General features: G+C 64.4%; 22 protein-coding genes. 12 read left to right on the top strand and 10 right to left on the bottom strand.

Translation table 11 applies throughout. The features are described from left to right. Window positions 1-2 precede the first annotated feature (2 nt). Together C7H85_RS15780 and C7H85_RS15775 are read right to left on the bottom strand one after the other, a co-directional pair. A complete protein-coding gene (locus C7H85_RS15780) occupies window positions 3-1,460 on the bottom strand; it encodes a sodium:solute symporter family protein (protein WP_106730661.1) in 1,458 nt (485 codons plus the stop codon). Then, the gene (locus C7H85_RS15775) at window positions 1,453-1,659 is read right to left on the bottom strand and encodes a hypothetical protein (RefSeq protein WP_094039059.1); all 207 of its coding nucleotides are present in this window, start codon (window positions 1,657-1,659) and stop codon (window positions 1,453-1,455) included. Before C7H85_RS15775 ends, C7H85_RS15780 begins: the two co-directional genes overlap by 8 nt. 161 nt (window positions 1,660-1,820) lie before the next feature. Here C7H85_RS15775 and C7H85_RS15770 point away from each other — a divergent pair, with 161 nt between their 5' ends. Both C7H85_RS15770 and C7H85_RS15765 read left to right on the top strand, forming a co-directional pair. After that, a complete protein-coding gene (locus C7H85_RS15770) occupies window positions 1,821-2,714 on the top strand; it encodes a LysR family transcriptional regulator (protein ID WP_106730660.1) in 894 nt (297 codons plus the stop codon). 118 nt (window positions 2,715-2,832) lie between these two features. Continuing rightward, complete coding sequence (locus C7H85_RS15765) at window positions 2,833-4,296, top strand: DUF3360 family protein (RefSeq protein ID WP_106730659.1); 1,464 nt, start codon at window positions 2,833-2,835, stop codon at window positions 4,294-4,296. An 80-nt stretch (window positions 4,297-4,376) separates the two neighbouring features. Here C7H85_RS15765 and C7H85_RS15760 read toward each other — a convergent pair whose 3' ends face one another. Beyond that, window positions 4,377-5,186, bottom strand: coding sequence for a helix-turn-helix domain-containing protein (locus C7H85_RS15760; RefSeq protein ID WP_158260103.1), 810 nt, complete (start codon window positions 5,184-5,186; stop codon window positions 4,377-4,379). 394 nt (window positions 5,187-5,580) lie between these two features. On the opposite strand from C7H85_RS15760, the gene dctP reads away from it, so the two are divergent. From dctP to C7H85_RS15730, 6 genes are all read left to right on the top strand, one after another. Next, on the top strand, window positions 5,581-6,597 hold the full coding sequence (dctP, locus tag C7H85_RS15755) for a TRAP transporter substrate-binding protein DctP (RefSeq protein ID WP_106730657.1): 1,017 nt from the start codon (window positions 5,581-5,583) through the stop codon (window positions 6,595-6,597). Window positions 6,598-6,757: 160 nt separating this feature from the next. Beyond that, entirely contained in the window at window positions 6,758-7,321 is a 564-nt protein-coding gene (locus C7H85_RS15750; RefSeq protein WP_106730656.1) for a TRAP transporter small permease, read from the top strand. Further along, window positions 7,321-8,640 carry a TRAP transporter large permease gene (locus tag C7H85_RS15745; protein ID WP_106730655.1) on the top strand — a complete coding sequence of 440 codons (1,320 nt, stop codon included), beginning with the start codon at window positions 7,321-7,323 and terminating at the stop codon, window positions 8,638-8,640. The genes C7H85_RS15750 and C7H85_RS15745 overlap by 1 nt, the downstream gene beginning before the upstream one ends. A gap of 94 nt (window positions 8,641-8,734) precedes the next feature. After that, window positions 8,735-9,487 (top strand): gamma-glutamyl-gamma-aminobutyrate hydrolase family protein, encoded by a 753-nt coding sequence (locus C7H85_RS15740; protein WP_106730654.1) that lies wholly within the window; start codon window positions 8,735-8,737, stop codon window positions 9,485-9,487. Between the two features lie 13 nt (window positions 9,488-9,500). Then, complete coding sequence (locus tag C7H85_RS15735) at window positions 9,501-10,769, top strand: D-amino acid dehydrogenase (RefSeq protein ID WP_106730653.1); 1,269 nt, start codon at window positions 9,501-9,503, stop codon at window positions 10,767-10,769. Window positions 10,770-10,804: 35 nt separating this feature from the next. After that, window positions 10,805-11,272, top strand: a complete 468-nt coding sequence (locus tag C7H85_RS15730) for a RidA family protein (protein WP_106730652.1) — start codon at window positions 10,805-10,807, stop codon at window positions 11,270-11,272. 13 nt (window positions 11,273-11,285) lie between these two features. Here C7H85_RS15730 and C7H85_RS15725 read toward each other — a convergent pair whose 3' ends face one another. Continuing rightward, window positions 11,286-14,687 (bottom strand): AAA family ATPase, encoded by a 3,402-nt coding sequence (locus C7H85_RS15725; RefSeq protein ID WP_106730651.1) that lies wholly within the window; start codon window positions 14,685-14,687, stop codon window positions 11,286-11,288. After that, window positions 14,684-15,901 carry an exonuclease subunit SbcD gene (gene sbcD, locus C7H85_RS15720; RefSeq protein ID WP_106730650.1) on the bottom strand — a complete coding sequence of 406 codons (1,218 nt, stop codon included), beginning with the start codon at window positions 15,899-15,901 and terminating at the stop codon, window positions 14,684-14,686. Before sbcD ends, C7H85_RS15725 begins: the two co-directional genes overlap by 4 nt. Before the next feature lie 123 nt (window positions 15,902-16,024). Here sbcD and C7H85_RS15715 point away from each other — a divergent pair, with 123 nt between their 5' ends. Next, entirely contained in the window at window positions 16,025-16,924 is a 900-nt protein-coding gene (locus tag C7H85_RS15715; protein ID WP_106730792.1) for a DMT family transporter, read from the top strand. Here the strand turns inward: C7H85_RS15715 and C7H85_RS15710 are convergent. Together C7H85_RS15710 and C7H85_RS15705 are read right to left on the bottom strand one after the other, a co-directional pair. Further along, window positions 16,921-17,541 carry a glutathione S-transferase family protein gene (locus C7H85_RS15710; protein ID WP_106730649.1) on the bottom strand — a complete coding sequence of 207 codons (621 nt, stop codon included), beginning with the start codon at window positions 17,539-17,541 and terminating at the stop codon, window positions 16,921-16,923. The genes C7H85_RS15715 and C7H85_RS15710 overlap by 4 nt on opposite strands. A gap of 215 nt (window positions 17,542-17,756) precedes the next feature. Then, entirely contained in the window at window positions 17,757-18,290 is a 534-nt protein-coding gene (locus C7H85_RS15705; protein WP_245879693.1) for a MarR family winged helix-turn-helix transcriptional regulator, read from the bottom strand. Between the two features lie 285 nt (window positions 18,291-18,575). On the opposite strand from C7H85_RS15705, the gene C7H85_RS15700 reads away from it, so the two are divergent. Further along, entirely contained in the window at window positions 18,576-18,953 is a 378-nt protein-coding gene (locus C7H85_RS15700) for a c-type cytochrome (RefSeq protein ID WP_425445079.1), read from the top strand. A gap of 48 nt (window positions 18,954-19,001) precedes the next feature. On the opposite strand, the gene rep is transcribed toward C7H85_RS15700, so the two are convergent. Next, window positions 19,002-21,017 (bottom strand): DNA helicase Rep, encoded by a 2,016-nt coding sequence (gene rep / locus C7H85_RS15695; RefSeq protein WP_106730647.1) that lies wholly within the window; start codon window positions 21,015-21,017, stop codon window positions 19,002-19,004. A gap of 127 nt (window positions 21,018-21,144) precedes the next feature. On the opposite strand from rep, the gene C7H85_RS15690 reads away from it, so the two are divergent. Both C7H85_RS15690 and csdE read left to right on the top strand, forming a co-directional pair. Beyond that, window positions 21,145-22,359 (top strand): aminotransferase class V-fold PLP-dependent enzyme, encoded by a 1,215-nt coding sequence (locus C7H85_RS15690; protein ID WP_106730790.1) that lies wholly within the window; start codon window positions 21,145-21,147, stop codon window positions 22,357-22,359. After that, a complete protein-coding gene (gene csdE, locus C7H85_RS15685; RefSeq protein ID WP_106730646.1) occupies window positions 22,359-22,781 on the top strand; it encodes a cysteine desulfurase sulfur acceptor subunit CsdE in 423 nt (140 codons plus the stop codon). The genes C7H85_RS15690 and csdE overlap by 1 nt, the downstream gene beginning before the upstream one ends. Window positions 22,782-23,063: 282 nt before the next feature. Here the strand turns inward: csdE and tcdA are convergent, their stop codons facing one another. Together tcdA and ilvC are read right to left on the bottom strand one after the other, a co-directional pair. Continuing rightward, window positions 23,064-23,870, bottom strand: a complete 807-nt coding sequence (tcdA, locus tag C7H85_RS15680; RefSeq protein WP_106730645.1) for a tRNA cyclic N6-threonylcarbamoyladenosine(37) synthase TcdA — start codon at window positions 23,868-23,870, stop codon at window positions 23,064-23,066. Between the two features lie 170 nt (window positions 23,871-24,040). Continuing rightward, window positions 24,041-25,525: a ketol-acid reductoisomerase gene (gene ilvC / locus C7H85_RS15675; protein ID WP_106730644.1), complete on the bottom strand. Its 1,485-nt coding sequence runs from the start codon at window positions 25,523-25,525 to the stop codon at window positions 24,041-24,043. Window positions 25,526-25,574 lie beyond the last annotated feature (49 nt).

Raw genomic sequence — 25,574 nt, 5'->3', positions numbered from 1 at the left:
CCTTATACCTTGGACGCCACGGCGTCGGTCTTGTTATTGAACAGCCATTGCCACAGGGCCACCACCAGCAGGTTGAGCAAAAAGCCCCAGAAGCCGGGATGGAACTGCATCGGCGACGGCAGATAGAACTGGTACAACAGGGTCAGGCCGCCGCCCAGCACGGTGCCGGCGATCACCGCCTGTTTGGTGAGGGCGGGCAGGAAGAGGGCGCCGATCACCATGGGCATCAGCTGCACTATGATACCGAAGGCGCCCAGCAGCACCGCCACCAGCGACGCCGGGTTGTAGAGCGCGAACAGGTAGCCCAGCAGCGACACCACCAGCACCCCCAGCTGGATGGCCCGCACCACAGCCTGTTCGGACGCCTTGCGCATCACCGAGATGCAGAGGATGTCGCGCACCGCTATGGTGGCGGCGGTATGGGCCAGGTTGGCGCCGGTGGACATGGCCGCCGCCAGGGCACCGGACAGCATGATACCGGTCACCCAGGGCGAGAAGCCGGCCACTTCCATCACCAGCTTGAGCAGCACCTCGTCGGGCCGGGCCAGGGGCTGGTCGGCGAAGGTGAGGATGCCGGCGAAGCCGATCAGCAGCAGCGGCACCAGCAGGTAGGCGAACAGCGGATAAAAGACGGCCACCTGGCGCAGGGTGCGGTCGTTTTCGGCAGTGTAGAACTTCATGAACAGGTGCGGCCACATGGCGCCGCCGAAGGCGCTGACCAGGATGGCGGTGCTGAAGGCGCCCCAGCCCATGACCCCGGTGGCACCCGGCATCACCAGGTATTCGGGCATCTGCAGCTGGATCTGTTCGAACATGGGCCCCACGCCGCCGAACAGGCGATCGGTGACCGCCCAGCCGAGGAACCAGGCAATACCCACCATCATCACCCCCTGCAGCAGGTTGGTCCAGCCGATGCCGCCCAGGCCGCTGCTGTACACATAAGCCGCCACCACCAGGAAGGCGAGCAGCGCCCCCAGCCAAAAGGGCACCAGGCCACCGGTGGCTGCCTGGAACAGCAGGCCGGCGCCGGCGATCTGGATGGCCAGGTAAGGGATCAGCGCCACCACGCTGATGATGCCGGCGAAGGCGCCCAGGCCCGGGCTGCGGTAGTGGTGGGCAATCATGTCGGCCTGGGTCAGGTAGCCGTGGGCCTTGCCCAGCTCGCGCACCCGCGGCCCCATCACCCAGATGATGATGGGGATAAGACTCAGGTAAGCCAGGATGTAGAGGGCGGGGGCGCCGTGCTGGTAGGCCCAGCCCGGGGTGCCGAGAAAGGCAAAGGCGGAGAAGATTTCCGCCCCCAGGATAAAGAACAGGATCAGCACCCCCACATGGCGGCCGCCGGCCACGTACTGCTCCAGGCTGGAGCCGGTGCCCTTGCCGCGGGCGCGCACCCCCACCCACAGCACCAGCAGCAGGTAGGACAGGGTGATTCCGGTAACGATAGCCGCATCAGACATGGCGCTGGCCTCCATACTGTTTGATGAAGGCGGCCAGCAGGCCGGCGAACAGCAGGAACATCCACAGGATGTACCAGAAGAACAGGAACGGCAGGCCCAGTATCATCGGCTCCACCCGGTTGGCGATCAGGGCCCCGGGCCAGATCATGGCCAGGGTGCAGAGCACGAAGTGCAGTCCTATCCAGCGGTTGGTATTCATCAAGCATCTCCTTCGCATTGTCTTTCCTTGCCTCCACCGGCGTGGTGATGGCCTGACGATCAAGATAGGACTTGTTCCGGCAATATAAAAAATAGTAAATATCTATATCCTTCATATCATTTCGGTATGGCGATACCGGACAGGATCACCGGAGCCCCGCTATGGATTTTCGCCAGTTACGCTATTTTGTCGCCATCGTGGAGGAAGGCTCCCTGTCGGCGGCCAGCCGCAAGGTGCATATCGCCCAGCCGGCCTTGACCCGCCAGCTCCACACCCTGGAGGATGCGCTGCAGGTCAGCCTGTTCGAGCGCCATACCCGGGGCATGACGCTGACGGTCACCGGCCGGGCGCTGTACGAGGATGCCAGGAAGATGCTGGAAGAACGGGTGCGGGTGATGGCGCGCATCCGCGCCCTGGGCCAGGGCCTGACCGGCAAGGTCACCCTGGGGGTGACGGTGTCCCACCTGTGGGTGCCGGATATCCGGCGGGTGCTGGCCCGGTTCCGGGATCGCTATCCGCAGGTGGCGCTGGAGGTCTATCCGCTGCTCTCGGGGCCGCAAAGCGAAAAGCTGAAGGACGGCACCATAGACGCGGGTTTCCTGTACCTGGAAGAGCGGGTACCCGACCACCTGCACAGCCGCCTGTTCCACCGGGATCACCTGGTGCTGGCGGTGCCCGCCGGCTCCCCGCTGGTGGCCTCGCCGCCCGCCCGGGTGCGGGCGCTGAACGAGCTCGACTTCGTCTGGGGCCCCCGCCATACCTCCCCCCACTACTACGATCGGCTGAGCGCCTACTTCACCCGCCTCGGTCTGGTGCCCAGGGTGGTGCAGCAGGGCGCCGACAACATCACCATCCTCAGCCTGGTCGCCGCCGGCCTCGGCATCTCCATCGTGCCCGGCGACTGCCGCTGGAGCTCGCCGCCCGGGGTGCACTTTATCGACATGGACGAGCTGCGGGAATGCGATATGTCGATCCATGTGGCCTGGAGCCGCCACAACCCGTCGCCGGCCCTGCAAAACTTCATCGATACCGTGCTGGACGAGCCGCGGGGCTGACCCCGCACCTTGTTAACGCCATGTAGTAAGACTTATGTCCAATGGCCGTATTTTTTAACAATCCCTAAGATGGCCTCAGCTTGACCAGAGACGATAATAATCCATCGAGGAGATGACCATGTCTGAGGCTCCTTTCCAGACCTACCGTTCGCAGCGCAAGCCCCGGCGCTCCTTCGACAGCCGCGCCGCCTACCTGGAGCACGAGCTGTCGATCATGTCGCCCCGCCGCTGGCGCATCAACCTGCCGTTCCGGGACTACCGCTTCGAACTGGAAGATCTGGTGCCGGCCCTGGCCGCCACCATCGGCAAGATAGTGATGGTGGCCGCCGTGGTGGCCGCCTTCGCCGGCCCGCTCGGCCTTAGCAACGAGTTCGTGGTGGAGAACGTCCGCTTCGAGATGCTGATCGCCGCCCTGCTGTTCGTGATCCTGTTCTCTGGGTTGATCAACCCCAACGCCAACCTGGCCGGTACCCACGGCCCCATGATCCCGCTGATCCCGCTGATCGTCGCCTCCGGCGGCCACCCGCTGGCGCTGGGGCTGATGGTGGGCATGTTCGGCCTGCTGCTCAGCGTCAGCAAGGGCGGCAGCAAACTGATGGCGCTCACCAGCGACGGGGTGCGCGGCGGCCTGCTGATCTACCTGGGCGCCATGGGCCTGCTCAGCCAGGTCAAGGCGCTCAACGCCTGGGCCACCGGTATCGACATGGGCTATGTGGCCTTCGCGGTGATCCTCTCCACCATCATCATGTACGCCCTGCTGGCCCGGCTGGAAATGCGCTGGCTGTCGATCCCGCTCGGCTCCGGTATCGCCTTTGTCATTGCCATCGTCCTGGGCGCGCCCTTCGAGTTCGTGACCGAGCCGGGCATCCCTCACCTGAGCCCGGGCTACTGGTGGGGAGAAACCACCGGCTGGCAAATGGGCTGGCCCGAACTGCACCACTTTGTGAGCGTGATCCCCTTCGCGGTGCTGGCGGTGGCCATGTGGTCACCCGACTTTATGGGCCACCGGGTGTTTCAGGAGCTGAACTACCCGAAGAAGGCCGACAAGGTGCTGATGAATGTGGACGACACCATGGGCGTGGCCTCGGTACGTCAGGCGGTGGGCAGCGTGCTCGGCGGCGGCAACCTGGCCTCCTCCTGGGGTACCTACATGATCCCCGCCGCCATCGCCAAGCGTCCCATCCCCGCCGGCGCCGTGCTTACCGGCCTGTTCTGCGTCATCGCCGCCCTCTGGGGCTACCCCATGGATCTGGCGGTGTGGGATCCGGTGCTGCGGGTGGCGCTGATCGTCGGCGTTTTCATGCCCCTGCTGGAAGCCGGCATGCAGATGACCCGCAACACCACCAGCAGCCAGTCCGCCGGCATAGTGGTGTTCGCCTCCGCCTTCGTCAACCCGGTGTTCGGCTGGTCGCTGACCATGCTGCTCGACAACCTGGGTCTTATCGGTGACAAGGAACGCGGCAAGAAGCTGCGCCTGATGGACCGCTGGGTGATCCCCGGCATCACCTTCGCGGTGCTGCTGGTGATCATGGCCATGGTGGGCATGCTGCCCGGCATACCGGCGCTGATGAAGATCTCCTGAAAGACCTTGAGTGAAGTTCACGTTTCCAACCGGGGCCTTGCCCCGGCTTTTTTATGTCACCAACAACGCCGCCAAGGGAGCTACTCGCCGATGGCGAGAAACAACGACTCGTCTACGCCTCTGCGGTTGTCGATGGCCGCTCTGATACGTCCGTCGACTTCTGCTTCTTCATACAGGCCACACCCCCTGAACTGTTTCTTGAAGTCGACGGTTTCACCCAGATAGTCATAGAGCACCCGGGTACAGGCCGGGGTGCGATGGCTCTTGGACGAGACGCCGATTTTCACGCCGAGCAGGTGCTTGAGCTGGCTCTTGTAGGAGGGAAACAGCACCGTCTGGGTGATTTCGTTTTCCGTCAGCGCCTCGTAATCCATCAGGAAGATGCGATCGCACAGGTTGACGGCGATGCCATGGTAACGGCAATGGGTCACCTTTTCGCCGCGCGCCGCGGCGCCGATCAGCCGCTCGTACCGGGCGTAGGCAATGCCCTGCTTGCTGGTGCTGACCTGCACCAGCGAGCGGAAAATCCGCCCCGGATAGCCCAGGGAGTAGTAGTATTCGTGATACCAGCCCAGGTAGCGCTCCAGGCTTGGCCGGGACCGGCCGCGCAACTCGGCCATTTTCCTGAGGTAACCGTCCTGGGGAGCGATCTCGGAACGGGCCGCGATCACCTGCTTGGTGAACTGCTCATGGGGCATCAGGATCTCGAACTCTTCCACCCCGAAAAAGTCGCAGATCAGGCGCAGGTTGGCCTTGGACGGGCTGACCTTGCCGCTCAGATATTTATTGAACTGGGTCCGGTTGATGCCCATTTTCTTGCACACCTGGGCCAGCGACGGATAGTGGCCGCAGAGCAGCTTCAGGTTGTCTGTAAAATCCACCCGGCTCATGCCGTCCATCCCAAAGGCATCATGCTTCGCCCCGGGGCGCGGCGGCCAGGGTTCCGCCCGCCTTTCCGCACACCGGTTTTAGCGGGATCTGCCGCTGCTGAGTCCATTCTCCACTTCCCCTTGCTCAATCTTGCGTCGAAGGTCTTGCCCGGCCGGTTACAGCGCCATGGCAGTGGCCAATTGTGCCACCGGTGCCGCCGCCATGCCATTTGCCGATGGCTCTGGGTGACGCCTTTCTGACAGGGCGCACAGATTGCGCCAGGGGTGACGCACCCGGTGCGCTGGACTGTGCCGGCTGCGAACTGCTCGCCCACGACAGCCCCTGCTCTAATGGATACCCAGGAGGCGCCCCCGAGGCGCCATCTCCTCCGTCCCAACCACAAGGAAGTCGGCCATGAAACGCTTACATCGCATCCCCACCTTTTCCGCTGTCGCCCTGGCCAGTGCCTTGGCGCTGAGCCCCCTTACCGCCCTCTCCGCCGAGACCCTGCGGCTGTCGGCCATTGAGCCCCCCACCTCCACCGTGGTGGCGTTCGCCAACGCCTTCTCGGAGCGGGTCAGGCAGTACAGCCAGGACAGCATCGACATCAAGGTCTATCCCTCCAGCCAGCTCGGCGACTGGGTCGAGGTGCATGAACAGGTGATGGAAGGCACCATCGATCTCGCCCTGCAACCCCTGTCCAACAGCTTCAACGAAGTGCTCTCCCTGCAATGGTTCCCCTATGCGGCGCTCGACTTCGAATCCGGCCGGGACGCCTTCTCGGAAGGCGGGGTCGTCCATGAAATCATCAACGAGGCCCTGGCCGAGCAGGATATCAAGATACTGGGCGCCTTCGTGTCCGGCATGGGCGGCATCGTCTATACCAGGCCGGCCCCCGCCCCCCGGGATCCGAACGCCAGCCAGGGCCTCAAGATCCGGGTCTGGCCGGGCGGCACCACCCACCAGGAGCTGCTCAAGCGCCTGGGCTATCAGACCGCCCCCATCCCCTGGTCGGATCTTTATACCGCCATGCAGACCGGGGTGGTGGACGGCGCCATCGGGGCGACACCCGAGCTGGTCATGAACAATTTCGCCGACATCGCCAAGATGTGGGTGCAGAACAACGATCATTTCGAAGTGTCTTTCCTCGCGGTGAACAAGAGCCGCTTCGACAGCCTCTCCAGGGAGCAGCAAAGAGCCATCAGCCGGGCCGCGACCGAATTGTCCACCGAACGCTTCGCGGCCGCCGAGCAGGAGCATGAAAAATTCCTGCAACAGATGCGTGACAAGGACATAGAGGTGGTGGTGCTGGACAAGGCCGAACTCGAGTCCGTCGCCCAGGTGGTGCGTGCCGAGGTGTGGCCCAGGATAGAAAGCGAGATCGGGGCCATTAACATGGCCCGCCTGAAGCTCAGCCTGGGTATCAGGTAGTCCCTCCGGCCAGAGACCGGCATCCGGTGACAGGGCCCCACCTGAGTGGGGCCATCCCGGCCCACCGGCACCATCGCCATGCCCACTCCGGCATGAAACCGTTCTCCCTGCCCTTCCCCGCCCCTCGGCGGCCGGGAGGGCCCCAACACAGGGGATCGTCATGGACACGACCGTTTTATCCCTGCTGCATAACAAGCTGTTGTGGCTGCAGCGCCTGGTGATGGGACTGACCACCATCGCCTTTTCCGTCCTGATCTTTATTCAGGTATTTATTCGCTATTTTCTGGATCTGCCGCTTTACGGTGTCGAAGAGATCGCGGTCTACCTGGCGGTCTGGCTCTATTTCATCGGCTCCGGCTATGGTGTTTATCGTGGCAACCATATCTCGGCCGGCGTCATGGATATTGCCTTTTCCTCCCCTTCGGCCAGGGCGGCACTTCATGTCCTGGTGTCGCTGATTTCACTGGCCATCATCGTCTGGATTTTCTGGATTTGCCTCGGCTATTTCCAGTGGAGCCTGGCACGGGCACCCAAATCACCGGAGCTGAGAATACCGCTCTACTACGTGCATGCCGCCATGCTGGCGGGAACGGGGCTCATGTTTTTTTACACCCTTATCGAGCTGGCCGGCAGGCTCCATTGCCTGGCCACGGGCCGCCCTTATCATTCCCTGGCGACGATCGACGACAACGACACCGCTCACAAGACAGAAGGAAAGTCTTGATGAATATCGACATCCTGATTGATGCCATCATCCTCGTCACCCTGCTGCTGCTGGGCGTGCCCGCCCCCTTGTGTTTTGCGGCCGCCGCCCTGTTCCTGTTTGCAACGGGAGATTTTCACAACTCCAACTTCCTGGTGTCATCCGGCTTTAGCAAGCTGTCATCGCTGATCCTGCTGGCCATACCGCTCTATATCTTCGCCGGTGGACTGATGACCCAGGGCGGGATCGCCGGTCGCCTCATCGACCTGGCCGAAAGCCTGATCGCCCGGGTCAAGGGCGGACTCGGCATAGTAGTGGTGTTTTCCACCGCCATCTTTGGCGCCATTTCCGGCATGTCCACCGCGGCGGTCGCCTCTATCGGCTCCATCATGATCCCCAAGATGGTCGAGCGCGGTTATGATCGGGGCTACGCCACCACCCTGGTGGCGGCCTCTTCCGTGCTGGCCCTGCTGATCCCGCCCAGCTCCTCGATGATCCTCTACGGCTGGGTCACCAACACCTCGATCACCGCCATGTTCCTGGCACCGGTGCTGCCGGCCCTGCTGCTGATCGGCAGTTTCACCCTGCTGAATCTGTTCCTGACCCGTAACATGAAGGTGGTCGAGCCCCCTCGCCGTTCGCTGCGGGATACGGGCACCGACGTCTGGCTCAAGACCAAGCGCGCCGCCTTCGGGCTGGCCATGCCGATCGTCATTCTGGGCTGCATTTATGGCGGCATCACCACCCCCACCGAAGCCGCCGCCATTGCCGTGATTTACGCCATCCCGGTCGCCGTGTTCATCTATCGGGGCCTGAGCTTCCGCTCCTTAACCGATGTGGCCTGGAAGACCGGACAGATAGCGGCAGTATTGATGGTACTGGTGTTCTTCTCGTCGATGCTGGCGCGGGTCTGGACCATGGGCAACGTACCGCAAACCGTGATGGAGTCCATTCTGGGACTCAGCGACAACAAGATATTGCTGTTGTTGCTCATCAACCTGTTCCTGCTGCTGATCGGCATGTTCCTGGACGATATCAGCGGGGTCCTGCTGGCATCTCCCATGCTGCTGCCGGTTGCCGTCAGCCTGGGCATAGACCCGGTGCACTTCGGCGCCATTGTCGGCGTCAACCTGGGGATGGGGCTGATCACCCCGCCCACGGCGCCCATCCTCTATTTCTCCGGGCTGATCGGCAACACCACCCTGCCCCGGATGATCGGCTACACCATGGCGTTCATCTTGTTCGGCTATCTGCCCGTGCTGCTGTTGACCACCTTTGTGCCGGAGCTGTCCCTGCTGCTGCCCGAGTTGATCCTGGGATACCAGCCCATGGGGCAATAACCCCTCGATAATCAAGGGACGAACACGCCATCACCACCGACCACGCAATATCAAACTGACAGACGTATTTATCACAGTCATAGAGGTACACATCATGTCTTCCACGCCGGTCATCGGAATTACACTGGATATCGAACATACCCCGGGCTATGCCCTGGAACCCTGGTACGCGCTGCGGGAAAACTATTGCTCGGCCATCGCCTCGGCGGGAGGACTCCCGGTGGCCCTGCCCCATGAACAGGACGCGGTGGAGCGCTATCTCGACCTGGTCGATGGCCTGGTGATCAGCGGCGGCATGTATGACATCCCTCCCGAACTCTATGGCGAAGTCCCGCGCCAGGGAGAGCTGGTGACCAAGGAGGGCCGCACCCGGTTCGAGCGCAAGCTGATCGAAGGGGCGCTGGCCCGCGATATTCCTCTTATCGGCATCTGCGGCGGCATGCAGCTGTTGGCGGTGATCAAGGGGGCCAAGCTGATCCAGGATATCCCCAGCGAAGTGAAGAACAGCCTGAAGCATATGCAGCCCCAGCCGCACCATGTGGCCGGACACGGCGTCAACCTCACGCCCGGCACGCTGATCTCCCGCCTGTTTCAGCAGGAACAGATCCTGGTGAACAGTGTGCACCATCAGGCGGTACGGGATCTGCCAGCGGAGATCATCGTCAGCGCCGTGTCCGACGACAGGGTCATCGAAGCGATCGAAATTCCGGGCCAGCACTTCTGCCTGGGCTTCCAGTGGCATCCGGAATATCTTATCAACCAGGGGGAGCAACGGTTGTTCGAGGCCCTGGTCGCGGCGGCGGCCCGACACCACCGCCGCTCGGCTGCCCTCCCCCTGGCCAACTAGGACGCGGTTTACCATGAAGACAGACTCCATTGCCATCATCGGCGCCGGCATCATCGGCATCACCTCGGCCTACCTGCTCAGCCGGGCCGGCTACCGGGTCATGCTGCTGGACGCGGGCGAGGAGCCCGCCCTGGGCACCAGTTTCGCCAACGGCGCCCAACTGAGTTATTCCTATACCGATGCCATGGCCTCGCCGGGCCTGGTGGCCAAGATGCCCGGCATACTGCTGGGCCGGGATCCGGCCTTCCGGGTACGGATGTCGGCGGACAGACAGCTGTTGCACTGGGGCGGTCGCTTCCTGCTGCAGGGCCGGGCGAGCCGGGAGCAACGCAACACCCGCAATATACTGCGGCTCTCACTGCACTCCCGGGAGATGATGCACGCCACCCAGGCCGAGGCCGGTGTCGAGTTCCTGCACCGGCCTTCGGGCAAGCTGCATCTCTACGGCAGCCAGCAGGACCTGGACCAGGCCGCCGCGAGGGTCCGGTTGAAAGGGGAGTGGGGCTGCCCGCAACGGGTACTGGACTGGCGGCAATGCCTGGCACTCGAACCCGGCCTGGCCCAGTTGGCCGGCCCCATGGCCGGTGGGGTGTATTCCCCCCTGGACGAGGTGGGGGACTGCCGCCAGTTCGCCCTCGCCCTGCTGGACCGACTGCGTCGGCAGCAAGGGTTCGAAGAACGTTATCACTGCCGGGTTCACCACCTGCGTAAAGAAGGAAACCGCATCACCGGGCTGGATACCAGCCAGGGTCCCCTCACCGCCGACGCCTACCTGCTGGCCACCGGCCCCGACAGCCTGGCGCTGGCCCAAGGCATCGGCCTGAGCCTGCCCATTTATCCGATCAAGGGTTACAGCATCACGGTGCCCGCCACCGGCCAGGCCCCCGCTGTCTGTATCACCGACGTGGACAACAAGGTGGTGTTCGCCCGCATCGGCGACCGGCTGCGGGTGGCCGGCTGTGCCGATATCGTCGGTTACGATCGGGAGCTGGACGAGCGGCGCATCGCCCACCTGCTGCGGATCTGCCGGCAGCGCTTCCCCGAGGCCGGCGACTACGAGCGCATCCTCGACCGCTGGACCGGTTTCCGCCCGGTCACCCCCAGTAGCGCCCCCATCATCGGCCGGGCCGGGGCCGACAACCTCTACCTGAACCTGGGCCACGGCATGCTGGGCTGGACCCTGGCCATGGGTTCGGCCTCGCTGCTGGCGGCCCGGATAGGCGGTTATCCCGCTCCCATCGACGACACCGGGCTGCGCCCTATCGACCACGGCCTGCGCTGAACCGGCGCGGCCCCACCATCCGGAGAAAAACACCCATGAACACCATAGAACACCGGCTCACCGAACTGGGTATCACCCTGCCCGAGGCCGGCACTCCCGCCGGAAATTATCAGGCCTTCCTGCCACTGGGCGATCGCCTGCTGCTGAGCGGACAAACCTGCCGGGTCAACGGCGTCCTGGCCTACGCCGGCCAGGTGGGCGGAACCCTCTCCATCGAAGAAGGACAGGCCGCCGCCCGCCTCTGCACCCTGAACCTGCTGGCCCAACTGAAGGCAGCCTGCGGCGGCGAACTGGACCGGGTTGCCCGCTGCGTCAGGCTGACCGTGTTCGTCAGCAGTACGCCCGACTTCGGCGCCCAGCCGTTGGTGGCCAACGGCGCCTCGGACCTGCTGGTCGAGATTTTCGGCGAACGCGGCGCCCATGTCCGCTCCGCCGTCGGCGTCAGCGCCCTGCCCGGCCATTCGGCGGTGGAGATCGACGCCGAGTTTCTGCTCGGTCGCTGAATCGAAGGCCAGCTTATTTCACCGCGAATTCCGGCGCCAGCCGGCTCAGGCCCAGGCCCTGACTCTTGCTCAGCCGGATCTGCACCGGCACCCGTTCCTTCAACGCCTCGATATGGCTGATGATGCCGATCATCTTGCCGCTGGCGTTGAGGGCATCCAGGGCGTCCAGGGCCACTTCCAGGGTATCGGCATCCAGGGTGCCGAAGCCCTCGTCGAGGAAGAGGGAGTCGATGCGGGTCTTGCTGCTGACCAGATCCGACAGCGCCAGGGCCAGCGCCAGGCTGACCAGGAAGCTCTCGCCGCCGGACAGGGTCTGGGTATCCCGGGCCACATCCGCCTGCCAGGTATCGATTACCGCCAGCTCCAACTCGCCGCCTTCCTTGCGGGCCAGCCGGTAGCGGCCGTGCAGCCGCGCCAGCCGGCGGTTGGCCAGGTGTACCAGGTGCTCCAGGGTCAGGCCCTGGGCGAAGCGACGGTACTTGGCGCCGTCCGCCGAGCCGATCAGGCCATTCAACTGCTCCCAGTGACGCAACTGCAGGCGCCCCTGCTCAATCTCGTCCAGCAGAGCCTGCTGCTGCACGCGCTGTGCCGCGTCGTGCTCCAGCCGGCCGTCGAGCCGGCCCAGCTGCTGCTGCAGGACATTGGTGGCCTCCTGTTGTTGCTGCTCCAGGGCCTCCAGCTCTGCCAGCGGCGGGGGTGCCGCCGGTCCCAGTTGCTGCCATGCCTGCTCGGCCTGCTCCAGGCGGGCGAGAGCCCGCTCCAGCCCCTGCTCCAGGCTCTTGAGTCGCGCCTGCAACCGGTCACGCTCCTCCTCATCGAGCCGGGCGGCAATAAAGGCGGCTTCGTCGGCGAAGGGGCTGTCGGCCAGGGCCTGCTGCCATTGCCGGCCCCCCTCGACCAGCTCGCATTCCAGCTCCGCCCGTTGCTGCTGTTCCCGCTCCAGCACCGCGTTCTGGCGGTGATGCTCGGCGTTCAGTGCCTGCAGCCGCACCTCGGCCTCGCTCGCGGCCGCCAGGGCATCGTCGGTGCTCACCGGCTCCCGCTCGGCCCCCCCCAGCGCCTGCCAGTCCTGTTGCCAGCGCTGCCAGTGCCGTTCGGCGTCGCGCAACTCGCCGGCCAGCTGCTGCCGTTGCCGCTCCAGGCCGTGCCCCGCCTGCTGCCAGTTCTGCCATTGCCGCCATTGCCGCTCCCGTTGTTGCAACCAGGCGTTCCAGTCGTCGGGCCGGGGCTGGTCCTGCTCGCCCAGGGCTTCGCTCAGTTCCTGCTCCAGCCCGGTAATCTGCCGGCGGGCCGCCTGGGCCTCGTCATCCAGCTGCCGCGCCTGTTGCTGCAGGCTTTGCCGCTGCTGCGCCAGCAGTTGCTGCTGGTGCTCGAGGCCGGCGGCATGAGCCCGGGCGGCTTGCTGCGCCTGATCGGCCTGGCTGAGAGCGGCGTTGGCCGCCTCCAGTTGTTCGGCGAGTTGTTCCAGTTGCGCCAGCTGCTGGCCTCGCCCGGCCAGTTGCTGGCGCCAGTCCGCACCGGTGAGCGCCAGTGCCTGCAAGCCGTCATCCTGTTCGGCGGCCTGCCGGCGGATGGCCTCGTCAAGGCTGTACAGCCGCTGCCGGGCCTGCTCCTGGGCCGCCTTGCGCTCCGCCTGCTGACCACTCAGGGTCTGTCCCTGCAGCTCCAGCACCTCCAGCTCGGCCTGTTTTCGGGTCAGCTCATGGGCGGTGCTGTCGTCCAGGCCACGGTAGGCCTCAATTGCCGGATGAGTCCCACTACCACACAGGGGGCAAGCCTCGCCGGGCCGCAGTCGCTCCCGGTGCTGTTCCAGGGAGCGGATCAGCACTTCCTGCTCCAGCAGTTTCGTCTTGTCCCGCACCTGCTCCTTGAGCTGGCGATACTGTTCGCGCACCTGCGCCAGCTGTTGTTCCCCCTGTTGCCATTCCGGCTCGAGCCGGGCCAGTTTGTCCTGCTCCTGCAGCCGTTCAGCCTGCTGCCGATGCAGCCAGTCGGCCCCCTGTTGCAGCTCGGCCCAGCGGGGTTGTTCGCGGCGTAATTGCTGCAAGCGGGTCTTGATGGCGCTTTCGCCCTCGCCGCCCAGCAGCAGCGCCAGCGTCCGCTGTTGCTGCCGGTATTCCTGCTCCGCCTGCTGTTGCGCCTGCCGGGCCTCGGTCAGCTGTTGCACTAGGCGCTGCCCGTCGCGCTCGGCCTGTTGCCGCTGCTCGCCGTTGTGTTGCTGCCGGGTCTGCCGCCCCCGGTACTGCTGCTGCAGCGTGTCGAGCTGCGCCACGCTGGCGCGCCAGCCCGCCAGTTGCTCGCCCAGGCGTTCGCCGGCCGGATTGGCAGCCATGGCCCGGGCCAGCCGCTGCCGCTCCTGCTCCTGCTCACCCTGTTGCTGCAGCAGCGCCTGATGATGCTGACGGCTGAACGACAGCCCTTGCCAGCCGCACTGCTCACGCTCCTTCGTCAGCACCGCCAGCGCCGCCTGTCGCTGCTCCAGTTGCGCGCTCAGAGTTTGCAGCCGGGCCTGGCCCTGCTGCAGCTGTTGCCACCGGGGTTGCAGCCGGGCTGCAGGCTCGCTCGCCCGCAGCCGGACCCGCTCGGGGGCGGCCTGTTCCAGTGCCGCCTGCGCCTGCCGCTGTTCATGGTGCGCGGCCAGCCGTTGCTGCTCGCAGCTGTCCCACTGGCGGCGGCGCTGCAGCTCGGTCCGGGTTTGCTGCAGGCCCTCTTGCTGCCCGGCCAGTTCGGTACCGACCCTGGCCCGCTCCTGCTCGATGTCCCGTCGTTCGTCGTCGCTCAGCAGCGCCACGCCCTGGGCCCTCGCCTCCTGCTGCACCAGGACGCTCTTGTGCTCCCGGGTCTGCTCGAACACCCGCTGGGAAATGCGGGCGTAGATGTCGGTGCCGGTCAGTTCCTCCAGCAGTTCCGCCCTTTCGTTGGCATCCGCGTGCAGGAAGGCGGCGAAACCGCCCTGGGCCAGCAGCATGGACTTGGTGAAACGGCCGAAGTCCAGCCCGGTGAGCTGTTCGGTGAGTTTCAGCTTGTCGCCGACCTTGTCGGCAAGAATGGTACCGTCGAGCCGGGCCAGCTCCACCCTGGGCGCCTGCAGCTTGCCGTCACTCCTGTCCCGGGCCCGGCGCTGGCTCCAGAAGGCGCGAAAGCCGTCGCCCTTGACCTCGAACTCCACCTCCGCCAGGCAGTCGGCGGTATGGCGGGTCATCAGCTCGTTGCCGCCGGCGGATACCATCTTCATACGGGGAGTCTGGTGGTAGAGCGCCAGGCAGATGGCGTCCAGCAAGGTGGTCTTGCCGGCCCCGGTGGGCCCGGTGATGGCGAACAGGCCGTTGTCCCGGAAGGGCTCCCGGGTAAAGTCGATTTTCCACTCCCCCTTGAGGGAGTTCAGGTTTTTCAGCCGCAGGCTCAGTATCTTCATGCCGGATCCTCCAGTTGCGCCAGCAACTGGCGATGCAGCGCTTCGAGCGCCGTTTCCTCTTCCGACGCCAGTTGCTCCGCCGCCAGCCGCCGCTCGAACACCTCCTCCGGGGTCAGTTCGCTCAGGGTCTCGCCCCCGACCGCCGCCAGCCCGTTGCCGCTTTGAGGCCGCTGCCGGCGCACCAGCAGGATCTCCAGTGGCAGCCCCTCCGCCAGGGCCTCCACCCGGGGTTGCAGATCGCTCAGGTAATCGTCGCCGGTGACCGTCACTTCCAGCCAGACCGGCGAAGTTTCGCTGCCGTTTTCTGCCAGTTCGGCCATGGACGCCGCCAGTTCATCGAGACTGCCGTCGATCCGGGCCAGCGGCTGGAAGACCGGTACCGGCAACGGGGTTATCCGTTCCAGGCTACCGCCCGCGAACTCCACCAGCAGCACTTCCTTCTGCTGGCCCACTTCGTCGAAGCTCAGGGGAATGGGCGAACCGCAATAGCGGACATGCTCCAGCCCCGCCACCTTTTGGGGCCGGTGGATATGGCCCAGGGCGATATAGTCGGCGGGAGGAAAAGCGGAGGCGGGAAACGCCTCCAGGGTGCCGATATAGATCTCCCGCACCGAGTCGCTGCTGCGGGCGCCGACGGTGGTGAGGTGGCCGGTGGCGATGATTGGCAAGGGGACATTCATTTGCGCCCGTCGCCCTTCGGCCAGCTCGAACAAGGCACGATAGTGGTCGGCGATGGCCTGCTGCAGCGCCTGCTGCTTGTCCTGCCCGCTCTGGCCGGCCCGGCTTTCCAGCAGATCCCGCGACCGCAGAAAGGGCACGGCGCAGAGCAGGGCGCCGGGCTCGCCGTCGGCCCGGCGCAGCTCCAGCAGGTGGTCCCCGGGCGCGTCCAGCACCCCGGGGATCACCGACACGTTCAGGCAGCCGAGCAGTTCCCGGGACTCGTTGAGCATGGCCACCGAATCATGGTTGCCGCCCAGTATCACCAGTTGGGCGCCGGTTTGCTGCAGTTCGACGATGAATCTGTTGTATAGCTCACGCGCATAGCTCGGGGGGGTGCCGGTGTCGAACAGATCCCCGGCCACCAGCACCGCCGCCACCTCCTGTTGCCGTACCTGCTCCACCAGCCAGCTCAGGAAAGCCTGGTGCTCATCGAGCCGGGTTTTGCCCATGAAATGCTGGCCCAGATGCCAGTCGGAGGTGTGCAGTATGCGCATAGGTGCTCTTGGTGTCGTCGGCGAAGCCGTTATTAAACCCGCTAAGCCGGTTGGGCGCAAATGCCCTTGGCGACGGCAGAAAACTTGCTAGACTGGGCCTTTCTTCCGATATTCCGTCTGAACATGGCTTTTTCCTACGATTTTCTCGCCCTGGCGGCGGCCGCCTGCTGGGCGGTGGCCAGCCTGCTGTCCGCCGGCGCCGCCCGCCACCTGGGGGCCTTCGCCTTTTCCCGCTGGCGGATGTTCTGCGTCAGCCTGATGCTGTGGTCGGTGGCGCTGCTCAGCGGCGGCTGGGCCAGCCTCGACCGCGCCAGCCTGACCATCATGGCCGTCTCCGGGCTGATCGGGATTTTTATCGGCGATACCGCGCTCTTTGCCGCCATGAACCGGCTGGGCCCACGCCGGGCCGGGGTGCTGTTCGCCACTCATGCGCTGTTTTCAGCACTGCTGGGCTACCTGGTATTCGGCGAGACCGTCACCGGCCCGACCCTGCTCGGCTGCTTGCTGCTGGTGGGCGGGGTGATGACCGCCATCTTCTTCGGCAAGCGCAGCGGGGAACAGCACGCCTGGGAGCAAGACAACGGCAGCCCCTGGCCGGGCATCGGCTTGGGGCTGCTGTCGGCGCTGTGCCAGTCGGTAGCCACCCTGATGGTCAAGCCGACCATGGAGGGCGATATCGATCCGGTCTCCGCCTCGGCGGTGCGCATGAGCACCGCCTTCCTCGCCCACCTGGCCCTGCTGTGGTGCGGCCTGGCGGTGGCCAAACCGCTGCGCGCCATCAACTGGCCGGTATTCGGCATGGTGGCGCTCAATGCCTTGCTGGCGATGGGGGTGGGGATGACGCTGATCCTGCTGGCGCTGCGTTACGGTGAGGTGGGCATGGTGGCCATGCTGAGCTCGGTCAGCCCGGTGCTGGTGCTGCCCCTGCTGTGGCTGATCATGAAACGCCGCCCGGCCGGTGGCGCCTGGCTGGGCGCCCTGGCCACCGTGATCGGCACGGCGTTAATCGTGGCCCGTCATTAAATCTGCAGGCCTTCCGCGTCTATCACCTGGCGCACCCCGGGATCTTCCCTCATGTCCTGGAAGTGGCGGGCCACATGGGAGTAGGGGGCGAGGCCCTCGGGCATGATCCGGGTGGCCCAGTAGGCGAACACGAAGGCGCAGGCATCGATGATGCTCTTGTGCTCATCCATGTACCAGGTGCGGCTGGCCAGGTGGTTGTCCATTCGCTGCAGCAGCTTGTCGGCCCGCTCCGGCACCGCCGCCTTGATAGCGTCGTGGGCGGCAAAGCTGCGATCCCTGGTGTATTTCTGTGGCGCGAAATAGGGCGCGAAGGCGCTGTAGACGTCGGTATTGAGAAAGCTCAGCCAGTAGTCGCACTGGTATTGCAACACCGGATCCGTACCCGGCCCCAGGTGTTCGCCCTCGGGTAAACGGGACAGGTAGCGCAGTATGGCGTTGTTCTGGTACAGGGCCCCCATCTCCTCGGTGAACAGTACCGGCACCGCCGCCATGTAGTTGATCTTGAGAAATTCCGGGTCCCGGGTGTCGGCCAGCACGAGTTCAAAGGGCAACCCCAGCCAGGCCAGCACAATATGGGGGGCAAGCGAGCATGCTCCTGGCTTGTAATACAACTTCATTATATGACCTCCTTGGGCAAGGCGGTGGTCACCTTGCCGGTCTCTGATGGGTCGGTGTCGGGGACGGCCGTCATCGCCGGCCCGGCGCCCAGCTGGCGCCGGCTGCGGCCGTCGGCATCGTTAAGGACATCGGTTAATTATCAGCAGGAAATCATAAAAAGGCGATGTTGCGGGGTGCTCACGCCCAGTCAATGGCGAAAAAGGGGAGGCAGCCCTCAGTCTTCGATCGCCAGCAGCATTTTCTTCAGCAAGGCGGCGAATTGCTGCCGCTCCTCGGCCGTGAGGGTCGCGGCCAGCTCGGCTTCGGCGGCCAGGTGATATTTCACCGCGTCTTCCACCACCTTGAAGCCTTCGTCGGTGAGGGTGACGATAACGCCGCGGCGGTCGTGGTCCGCCTGGGCCCGGCTGACCAGCCCCCGGCTTTCGAGCCGGTTGATGCGGTTGGTCAGGGCGCCGGAGGAGATCAGCACCATGGCCTGCAACTGGTTGGGCGACAGCTGGAAATAGGGCGGATGGCGGCGCAGTGCCGCCAGGACGTCGAATTCCCCCACGTTCAGCTCGTAGCGGGACAGATCCTGCAGCACCCGGCGGGTGATGAAGTACTCGAGGCGTACCACCCGCCCGATCACTTCGGTGCTGTCGAAGACCAGATCGGGGCGGGCCCGCCGCCACAGGGTGACGATACGGTCGATTTGATCCATGACCCGGGTGCCGTCCGGACTGCCGTTCTGCGTATTATTATCGTTCATTGTTGCGTTGTGCTCCGTGATGCTCGCAGCCATTTTCATATCAAGAGAATCGTCATAATAACATAAAGGGTCAAGTTCAGAAGTCGGCTAAATCCCGCTGCGGGCACCTCGAATATCTTGCGCCATCGGCCGGCCAGTCTGTCGTTAGATCGTTTAATGCCCCTCGCACTTGGGGTATACTCGGCGGGTTTAACGGAAAACAAATAAGCCAACTGGGAGAATAAAAAGGTGAGCCTGTTAAGAAACCTGTTGCTTGCCGGTGTTGCCGCTGCCTCGCTGAGTGGCATGGCCTACGCCGCCAATGATATGTCGCCGGAAGCCATCGCCGAACGCACCAAGCCGGTGGGCAGCGTTTACACCGCCGCCGATCTGGAAGGCATTGTGGACACCGCCGCCGCCGGAGACAGTGGCGAACCCGCCGCTCCGCGCGGTGGTGAAGAAGTCTACAACGCTGCCTGCTCTGCCTGCCATGGTACCGGCGCCGCCGGTGCGCCGGTCAAGGGTGACACCGCGGCCTGGGGCCCCCGTGCCGAGCAGGGCCGAGACACCCTGCTGAGCCATGCCCTCAACGGCTTCAATGCCATGCCGCCCCGCGGTGCCTGTGCCAACTGCTCCGACGAAGAAATCGCCAACGCCGTCGACTATATGCTCGACGCCATCTAAGGTCGGTCAGCACAGGATAAAGCCGCAGCACTGCGGCTTTTTTTGTGGCTATTTTTTATCGAACATGGCCCTCAGGCTGGCCACGCCGGCCAGGCCCTTTTGCATCCGCTCCCCTTCGCTCGGCGGCTTGCGATTGTGCTCCCAGTCCAGATCCTGCTGGGGCAGCTCAAGCAAAAAGCGACTCGGCTCGGGCCGCACCATTTCACCGAACTGCCGCCGCTCCCGGCACAGGGTGAAGGTGAGCGCCTGCTGGGCGCGGGTAATGCCCACATAGGCCAGGCGCCGCTCTTCCTCGATATTGTCCTCGTCGATGCTGCTCTGGTGCGGCAGCAGCCCCTCTTCCATGCCCACCATGAACACGAAGGGAAACTCCAGGCCCTTGGAGGCGTGCAGCGTCATCAACTGCACCTGTTCGCCGTCGTCTTCCTCCTCGCCCCGCTCCATCATGTCGCGCAGGGTCAGGCGGGTGACCACCTGGGGCAGGGTCATGGCATCGTCCAGATCCGAGCCTTCCAGCATCTGGCTGACCCACTTGAACAGGGTGGACACGTTCTGCATGCGCATCTCCGCCGCCCGCGGGCTGGGGGAACTCTCGTACAGCCACTCCTCGTAGTGGATGTCCTTGATCATGTCGCGCACCGCTTCCACCGCGTTGCCGCGCGCCGCCTCGTCGCCCCGGCGCACCAGCCAGTCGCTGAAGGCGCGCACCGCCACCAGGCCCCGGCCGCCGAGGTGCTGCTCCAGGCCCAGCTCGAAACTGGCGGCAAACAGGCTTTTTCCCCGCTGATTGGCGTAGGTGCCCAGCTTTTCCAGGGTGGTGGGCCCGATCTCCCGCCGCGGCGTGTTCACCACCCGCAGGAAGGCGTTGTCGTCATCCGGATTCACCAGCAGACGCAGGTAGGCCATGATGTCCTTGATCTCGGCGCGGGAAAAGAAGGAGGTGCCGCCGCTGATCTTGTAGGGAATGCGGTTGGTCATCAGTGCCTTTTCCAGCACCCGGGACTGGTGATTGCCCCGGTAGAGGATGGCGTAGTCGCCGAACTTGCTGCCATTCATGAACTTGTGGCCCATGATCTCGGCCACCACCCGCTCCGCCTCGTGCTCTTCGTGCTTGGCGAACAGCACCCGCACCGGCGCCTCGTATTCCATTTCCGAGAACAGCCGCTTGTCGAACACATGGGGGTTGTTGGCGATCAGGATGTTGGCGCACTGCAGGATGCGCCCCCGGGAGCGGTAGTTCTGCTCCAGCTTGATCACCTTGAGGCTGGGGTAGTCCTCCTTCAGCAGCACCAGGTTCTGGGGCCGGGCCCCGCGCCAGGAATAGATGGACTGATCGTCGTCCCCCACCACGGTGAAGCGGGCCCGCTCACCGGCAATCAGCTTGACCAGCTCGTACTGGCTGGTGTTGGTGTCCTGGTATTCGTCCACCAGCAGGTAACGAATTTTATTCTGCCAGTGGGCGCGCACCTCGGCGTTGGTCTTGAGCAGCAGGGTCGGCATCAGGATCAGATCGTCGAAGTCCAGGGCATTGTAGGCCTTCATCTGCCGCTGGTAGCGCTCGTAGCACTGGGCGAACAGCACCGCTTCCGGATCCGTGGCCAGCCGGGCCGCCCGCGCCGGCAGCACCAGATCGTTCTTCCAGTTGGAGATGGTGGACAGCAGGCGGGCGATCTTTTCCTTGTCGTTGTCCAGCTCCTGCTCGGTCAGCTCCTTGATCAGCGCCAGCTGATCCTGGTCGTCGAACAGCGAGAAACCGGCCTTCAGCCCCAGGGTCTTGTGCTCGCGGCGGATGATCTCCAGCCCCAGGGTATGAAAGGTGGACACCATCAGCCCCCGGGCCTCGTGTTTGCCCAGAGTCTGTGCCACCCGCTCCTTCATCTCCCGCGCCGCCTTGTTGGTGAAGGTGACGGCCGCGATATTCCGCGCCTTGTAGTCGCACTGGCGCACCAGGTAGGCGATCTTGTTGGTGATCACCCGGGTCTTGCCACTGCCGGCGCCGGCCAGCACCAGGCAGGGCCCGGCAATGTAACGCACGGCGTCGTCTTGGGCTGGGTTGAGTTTCATCAAAGCTCCGCGGGGCTGAACAAGGCCGGCTATTTTAACGGCAGACACCCTCCGGGTGAAGGGCGCCTTGTCATGAGCCCGGCTTTGGCCCATGATCCGGTCAGTTTTCCCTTTTCCCGGCAACATCATGGCGACCGACATCAAGGCACTCAGACGCGACTTTCCCACCCTGGCCCAAATCGTCAACGGCCATCCGCTGGTGTACCTGGACAACGCCGCCACCACCCAGAAGCCGCAGCCGGTGCTGGATGCCCTCAACCACTACTACCGGGACACCAACGCCAACGTGCACCGTGCCTCCCACGCCCTGAGTGGCCAGGCCACCCGGGCTTTCGAGCAGGCGCGGGAAAAGGTGGCGCGCTTTATCCACGCCCCCTCGGCCCGGGAAATCATCTGGACCCGGGGCACCACCGAAGCCATCAACCTGGTGGCCTTCAGCGTCGGCCGGCACTTCCTCAAGCCCGGGGACGAGATCCTGCTCAGCACCCTGGAACATCACGCCAATATCGTGCCCTGGCAGCAGGCGGCGGCGGCCACCGGCGCCGTGCTGAAAGTCATTCCGCTTACCGACAGCGCCGAGCTGGACCTGGACGCCGCCGGGGCCCTTATCAGCGAGCGCACCAAACTGCTGGCCATCGGCCATGTCTCCAACGCCCTCGGCCAGGTCAACCCGGTGGCGGAGCTTATCCGCCTGGCCAAGGCCGCCGGCGCCGTTACCCTGGTGGATGGCGCCCAGGCGGTGGGCCACTTCCCGGTGGACGTGCAGGCGCTCGACTGCGACTTCTACGCCTTTTCCGGCCACAAGATGTTCGCCCCCACCGGCATCGGCGTGCTCTATGGCCGGAGCGAATGGCTGGCGCGGATGCCTCCCTGGCAGACCGGCGGCGAGATGATCAAAACCGTGAGCTTCGAGGCCACCACCTTCAACGAGCCGCCGTTCAAGTTCGAGGCGGGCACCCCCAATATCGCCGGCGCCATCGCCCTGGGGGCGGCGGTGGATTACCTGCAGGCGCAGGACAGGGCCGCCCTGATGCGCCACGAAGACACGCTGCTGCAACAACTGCTCACGGGGCTGGACGCCATGGCCGACATTCGTATTATCGGCCGGCCGCGGGCCGGCGCCGTCTCCTTCGTGATGGGCGGCGTTCACCCCCAGGATCTGGCCACCCTGCTCGACATGCAGGGCATAGCGGTGCGCACCGGCCACCACTGCGCCATGCCGCTGATGCAGGCGCTGGCCTTGCCCCAGGGGACGGTGCGCGCCTCCCTCGCCTTTTACAACACCTCCGACGATATCGCCGCCCTGCTGGCCGGCATCGACAAAGCCCGGGAGCTGCTGTGATGAACCACCCCTTCGGCACCGCCATCACCGATCAGGATATCCGCGCGCTCTTCACCGCCGCCCACGGCTGGGAGGCCCGCTACAGGCAGCTGATACAGCTGGCCAAACAGCTGCCGCCGCTGCCGCCAGAAGCCAGAATCGAGGCCAACGCCATCCACGGCTGCGAAAGCCAGGCCTGGCTGCAGGCCGGACAGGACCCGCAGGGCCGCTGGCAGCTGCACTGCGACTCGGACGCCCGCATCGTCAAGGGCCTGATGGCGGTGGTGCTGGCCGCACTCAACAATAAAACCGCCGCCGACATCGCCGCCTTCGATATGGAAGCCTACTTCGAGGAGCTGCAACTGTTGCCCCACCTGAGCCCGTCCCGGGGCAACGGCCTGCGGGCCGTGGTGGAAACGATTAAAAACAAGGCCGGAAGCTAGAAGTGGGAAGCTGGAAGCAGCCCGGGGTGGGTGGCCATCACTGCTGCCTCTTGTAAGCCCCGACACCGTCTGGAGGTAGTGCCGGCAGGCCGCCGCGGGGCGACAGGGAGGACAAAGGGCGCTGCTCAGCCGACCTTCTGTTTCAGGGATGAAACAGAGAGCGTACAGGGAGGTATTCATAGCGTGTCGGCGGAGTAGTGCCCTTTGGCCGATGGTCCACACCTCATCAAAAGCCAACAAAAGCTGGTGACCAGGGGATGAGCCGCCGCGCCGGAGGCGCTCTTAACTTCCAGCTTCCGGCTTCTCGCTTACGGCTGCTTGCGAAGCAAGCCTGGCCAGCACCCGGCCGACCATAAAGAAGCCGAAGGTGGCGGTGATATGGGTGGCGGCGCCAAAACCGGAGGCGCAGTCCATCTTCATGGTGCCGTCCGATTGCTGCTTGCTGCGGCAGATGCCGCCGGCCCCGTCGGGGTAACGGGGCTGCTCGGTGGAAAAGACGCAATCCACCCCGAACTTGCGTTTGGGATTCTTGCTGAACTGGTAATGGCGGCGCAGCTCGCCACGCACCTTGGCGGCCAGGGGATCCTGGATGGTCCTGCTGAGATCGGCCAACTGGATCTGGGAAGGATCGATCTGACCACCGGCGCCGCCGGCGGTGATCACCGGGATCTTGTGCCGCTTGCAGAAGGCGATCAGCGCCGCCTTGGCCCTGACCGAGTCGATGGCGTCCAGCACATGGTCGAACCCCGCCAGCAGGTGCTGTTCCAGGTTGTCCGGGCCGATAAAGTCGTCCACCACCCGCACGCCGCACTCCGGGTTGATCAGCGCGATCCGCTCGGCCATGGCGGCGGTCTTCTCGACACCGATCTGGTGAGACAGGGCATGGATCTGACGATTGGTGTTGGTGATGCAAATATCGTCCATGTCGATCAGGGTGATGGCGCCGATACCGGAGCGCGCCAGCGCCTCCGCCGCCCAGGATCCTACGCCGCCGATGCCGATCACACATACCCGGGCCGCCGCGAACCGGGCCAGGGCCTCCGCCCCGTACAACCGGGCGATACCACCAAAACGCTCGTCAAAACTCATCTTCTGCTCCCCTTGATTGAGCGAGCATTATATCAAAGTCACCGGGACTGGGGATTGGGGACTCGGGACTAACACCGCCAGTCCCTAATCCCCATTCCCGAATCCCTGCCATAAACAAAAAAAAGGAGGCCGAAGCCTCCTGTTGTTACCGCTCTGTTTATTATGAGCGATTAACCGCCGACGGCGATATTCTTCATGTCGGTCATGTAGGAACGCAGGGTCTTGCCGATGCTCTCGACCGGGTGGTTACGGATGGCTTCGTTGACCTCGATCAGGCGACGGTTGTCGACGGAGTTGGACTCCACCGCAATGGTCTTGCCGATGACGTCGGTGCCCACTTTCGGCATGAACTGTTCACGCAGCAGCGGTACCGCGGCGTGGGCAAACAGGTAGTTGCCGTACTCGGCAGTGTCGGAGATCACCACGTTCATCTCGTACAGACGCTTGCGCGCTACGGTGTTGGCGATCAGCGGCAGCTCGTGCAGCGACTCGTAGTAGGCGGACTCGTCGATAATGCCGGAGGCGGTCATGGCTTCGAACGCCAGCTCGACGCCGGCCTTGACCATGGCCACCAACAGGATGCCGTTGTCGAAGTATTCCTGCTCGCCGATCACCACGTCGGTCACCGGATACTGCTCGAAGCTGGTATCGGCGGTTTCTTCACGCCAGGTCAGCAGGTCGTGATCATCGTTGGCCCAGTCGGCCATCATGCCGGCGGAGAAGTGGCCTTCGATGATGTCGTCCATGTGCTTGTTGAACAGCGGGCGCATCAGCTCCTTCAGCTCGTCAGCCAGGTCGAAGGCCTTGATCTTGGCCGGGTTGGACAGGCGATCCATCATGTTGGTGATGCCGCCCTGCTTCAGGGCTTCGGTGATGGTTTCCCAGCCGAACTGGATCAGCTTGCCGGCGTAACCGGCGTCGATACCCTCGGCCACCATCTTCTCGTGGCAGACGATGGCGCCGGCTTGCAGCATGCCGCACAGAATGGTCTGCTCGCCCATCAGGTCGGATTTCACTTCGGCAACGAAAGATGATTCCAGTACACCCGCCCGGTCGCCGCCGGTGGCGGAAGCCCAGGCCTTGGCGATGGCCAGGCCTTCACCCTGGGGATCGTTCTCCGGGTGAACGGCGATCAGGGTGGGTACGCCGAAACCGCGCTTGTACTCTTCACGCACTTCGGTACCGGGGCACTTGGGCGCCACCATCACCACGGTGATGTCCTTGCGGATCTGCATGCCTTCTTCCACGATGTTGAACCCGTGGGAGTAGCCGAGGGCGGCGCCCTCTTTCATCAGCGGCATGACGGCGTTGACGGCGGAGGTGTGCTGCTTGTCCGGGGTCAGGTTCATCACCAGATCGGCGGTGGGGATCAGCTCTTCATAGGTGCCCACCTTGAAGCCGTTCTCGGTGGCCTGCTGGAAAGACTTGCGCTTTTCGGCGATGGCTTCGGCGCGCAGGGCGTAGGACACGTCCAGGCCGGAGTCGCGCATGTTCAGACCCTGGTTCAGGCCCTGGGCGCCGCAACCGACGATGACTACTTTCTTGCCTTTCAGGTAGTTGCAACCATCGGCGAATTCTTCGCGGTGCATGAAACGGCACTTGCCCAGTTGCTCGAGCTGCTGACGCAGATTCAGGGTGTTGAAATAGTTAGCCATGGCCTATTGCTCCAATTAATCCGTTTAACTTGAATTCCTGCACCGACCG

This window comes from Zobellella endophytica, from assembly GCF_003012775.1.
Classification (GTDB): Bacteria; Pseudomonadota; Gammaproteobacteria; order Enterobacterales; family Aeromonadaceae; genus Oceanimonas; species Oceanimonas endophytica.
Note: the sequence above shows the minus strand (reverse complement) of the source record. Positions and strands in the feature narration are given on the sequence as shown.

What these genes read in the sequence shown, in the direction of transcription:
- C7H85_RS15780 (WP_106730661.1), bottom strand. Translation starts at nt 1,460, where the DNA reads ATGTCTGATGCGGCTATCGTTACCGGAATCACCCTGTCCTACCTGCTG.
- C7H85_RS15775 (WP_094039059.1), bottom strand. Translation starts at nt 1,659, where the DNA reads ATGAATACCAACCGCTGGATAGGACTGCACTTCGTGCTCTGCACCCTG.
- C7H85_RS15770 (WP_106730660.1), top strand. Translation starts at nt 1,821, where the DNA reads ATGGATTTTCGCCAGTTACGCTATTTTGTCGCCATCGTGGAGGAAGGC.
- C7H85_RS15765 (WP_106730659.1), top strand. Translation starts at nt 2,833, where the DNA reads ATGTCTGAGGCTCCTTTCCAGACCTACCGTTCGCAGCGCAAGCCCCGG.
- C7H85_RS15760 (WP_158260103.1), bottom strand. Translation starts at nt 5,186, where the DNA reads ATGAGCCGGGTGGATTTTACAGACAACCTGAAGCTGCTCTGCGGCCAC.
- dctP (WP_106730657.1), top strand. Translation starts at nt 5,581, where the DNA reads ATGAAACGCTTACATCGCATCCCCACCTTTTCCGCTGTCGCCCTGGCC.
- C7H85_RS15750 (WP_106730656.1), top strand. Translation starts at nt 6,758, where the DNA reads ATGGACACGACCGTTTTATCCCTGCTGCATAACAAGCTGTTGTGGCTG.
- C7H85_RS15745 (WP_106730655.1), top strand. Translation starts at nt 7,321, where the DNA reads ATGAATATCGACATCCTGATTGATGCCATCATCCTCGTCACCCTGCTG.
- C7H85_RS15740 (WP_106730654.1), top strand. Translation starts at nt 8,735, where the DNA reads ATGTCTTCCACGCCGGTCATCGGAATTACACTGGATATCGAACATACC.
- C7H85_RS15735 (WP_106730653.1), top strand. Translation starts at nt 9,501, where the DNA reads ATGAAGACAGACTCCATTGCCATCATCGGCGCCGGCATCATCGGCATC.
- C7H85_RS15730 (WP_106730652.1), top strand. Translation starts at nt 10,805, where the DNA reads ATGAACACCATAGAACACCGGCTCACCGAACTGGGTATCACCCTGCCC.
- C7H85_RS15725 (WP_106730651.1), bottom strand. Translation starts at nt 14,687, where the DNA reads ATGAAGATACTGAGCCTGCGGCTGAAAAACCTGAACTCCCTCAAGGGG.
- sbcD (WP_106730650.1), bottom strand. Translation starts at nt 15,901, where the DNA reads ATGCGCATACTGCACACCTCCGACTGGCATCTGGGCCAGCATTTCATG.
- C7H85_RS15715 (WP_106730792.1), top strand. Translation starts at nt 16,025, where the DNA reads ATGGCTTTTTCCTACGATTTTCTCGCCCTGGCGGCGGCCGCCTGCTGG.
- C7H85_RS15710 (WP_106730649.1), bottom strand. Translation starts at nt 17,541, where the DNA reads ATGAAGTTGTATTACAAGCCAGGAGCATGCTCGCTTGCCCCCCATATT.
- C7H85_RS15705 (WP_245879693.1), bottom strand. Translation starts at nt 18,290, where the DNA reads ATGAACGATAATAATACGCAGAACGGCAGTCCGGACGGCACCCGGGTC.
- C7H85_RS15700 (WP_425445079.1), top strand. Translation starts at nt 18,576, where the DNA reads ATGGCCTACGCCGCCAATGATATGTCGCCGGAAGCCATCGCCGAACGC.
- rep (WP_106730647.1), bottom strand. Translation starts at nt 21,017, where the DNA reads ATGAAACTCAACCCAGCCCAAGACGACGCCGTGCGTTACATTGCCGGG.
- C7H85_RS15690 (WP_106730790.1), top strand. Translation starts at nt 21,145, where the DNA reads ATGGCGACCGACATCAAGGCACTCAGACGCGACTTTCCCACCCTGGCC.
- csdE (WP_106730646.1), top strand. Translation starts at nt 22,359, where the DNA reads ATGAACCACCCCTTCGGCACCGCCATCACCGATCAGGATATCCGCGCG.
- tcdA (WP_106730645.1), bottom strand. Translation starts at nt 23,870, where the DNA reads ATGAGTTTTGACGAGCGTTTTGGTGGTATCGCCCGGTTGTACGGGGCG.
- ilvC (WP_106730644.1), bottom strand. Translation starts at nt 25,525, where the DNA reads ATGGCTAACTATTTCAACACCCTGAATCTGCGTCAGCAGCTCGAGCAA.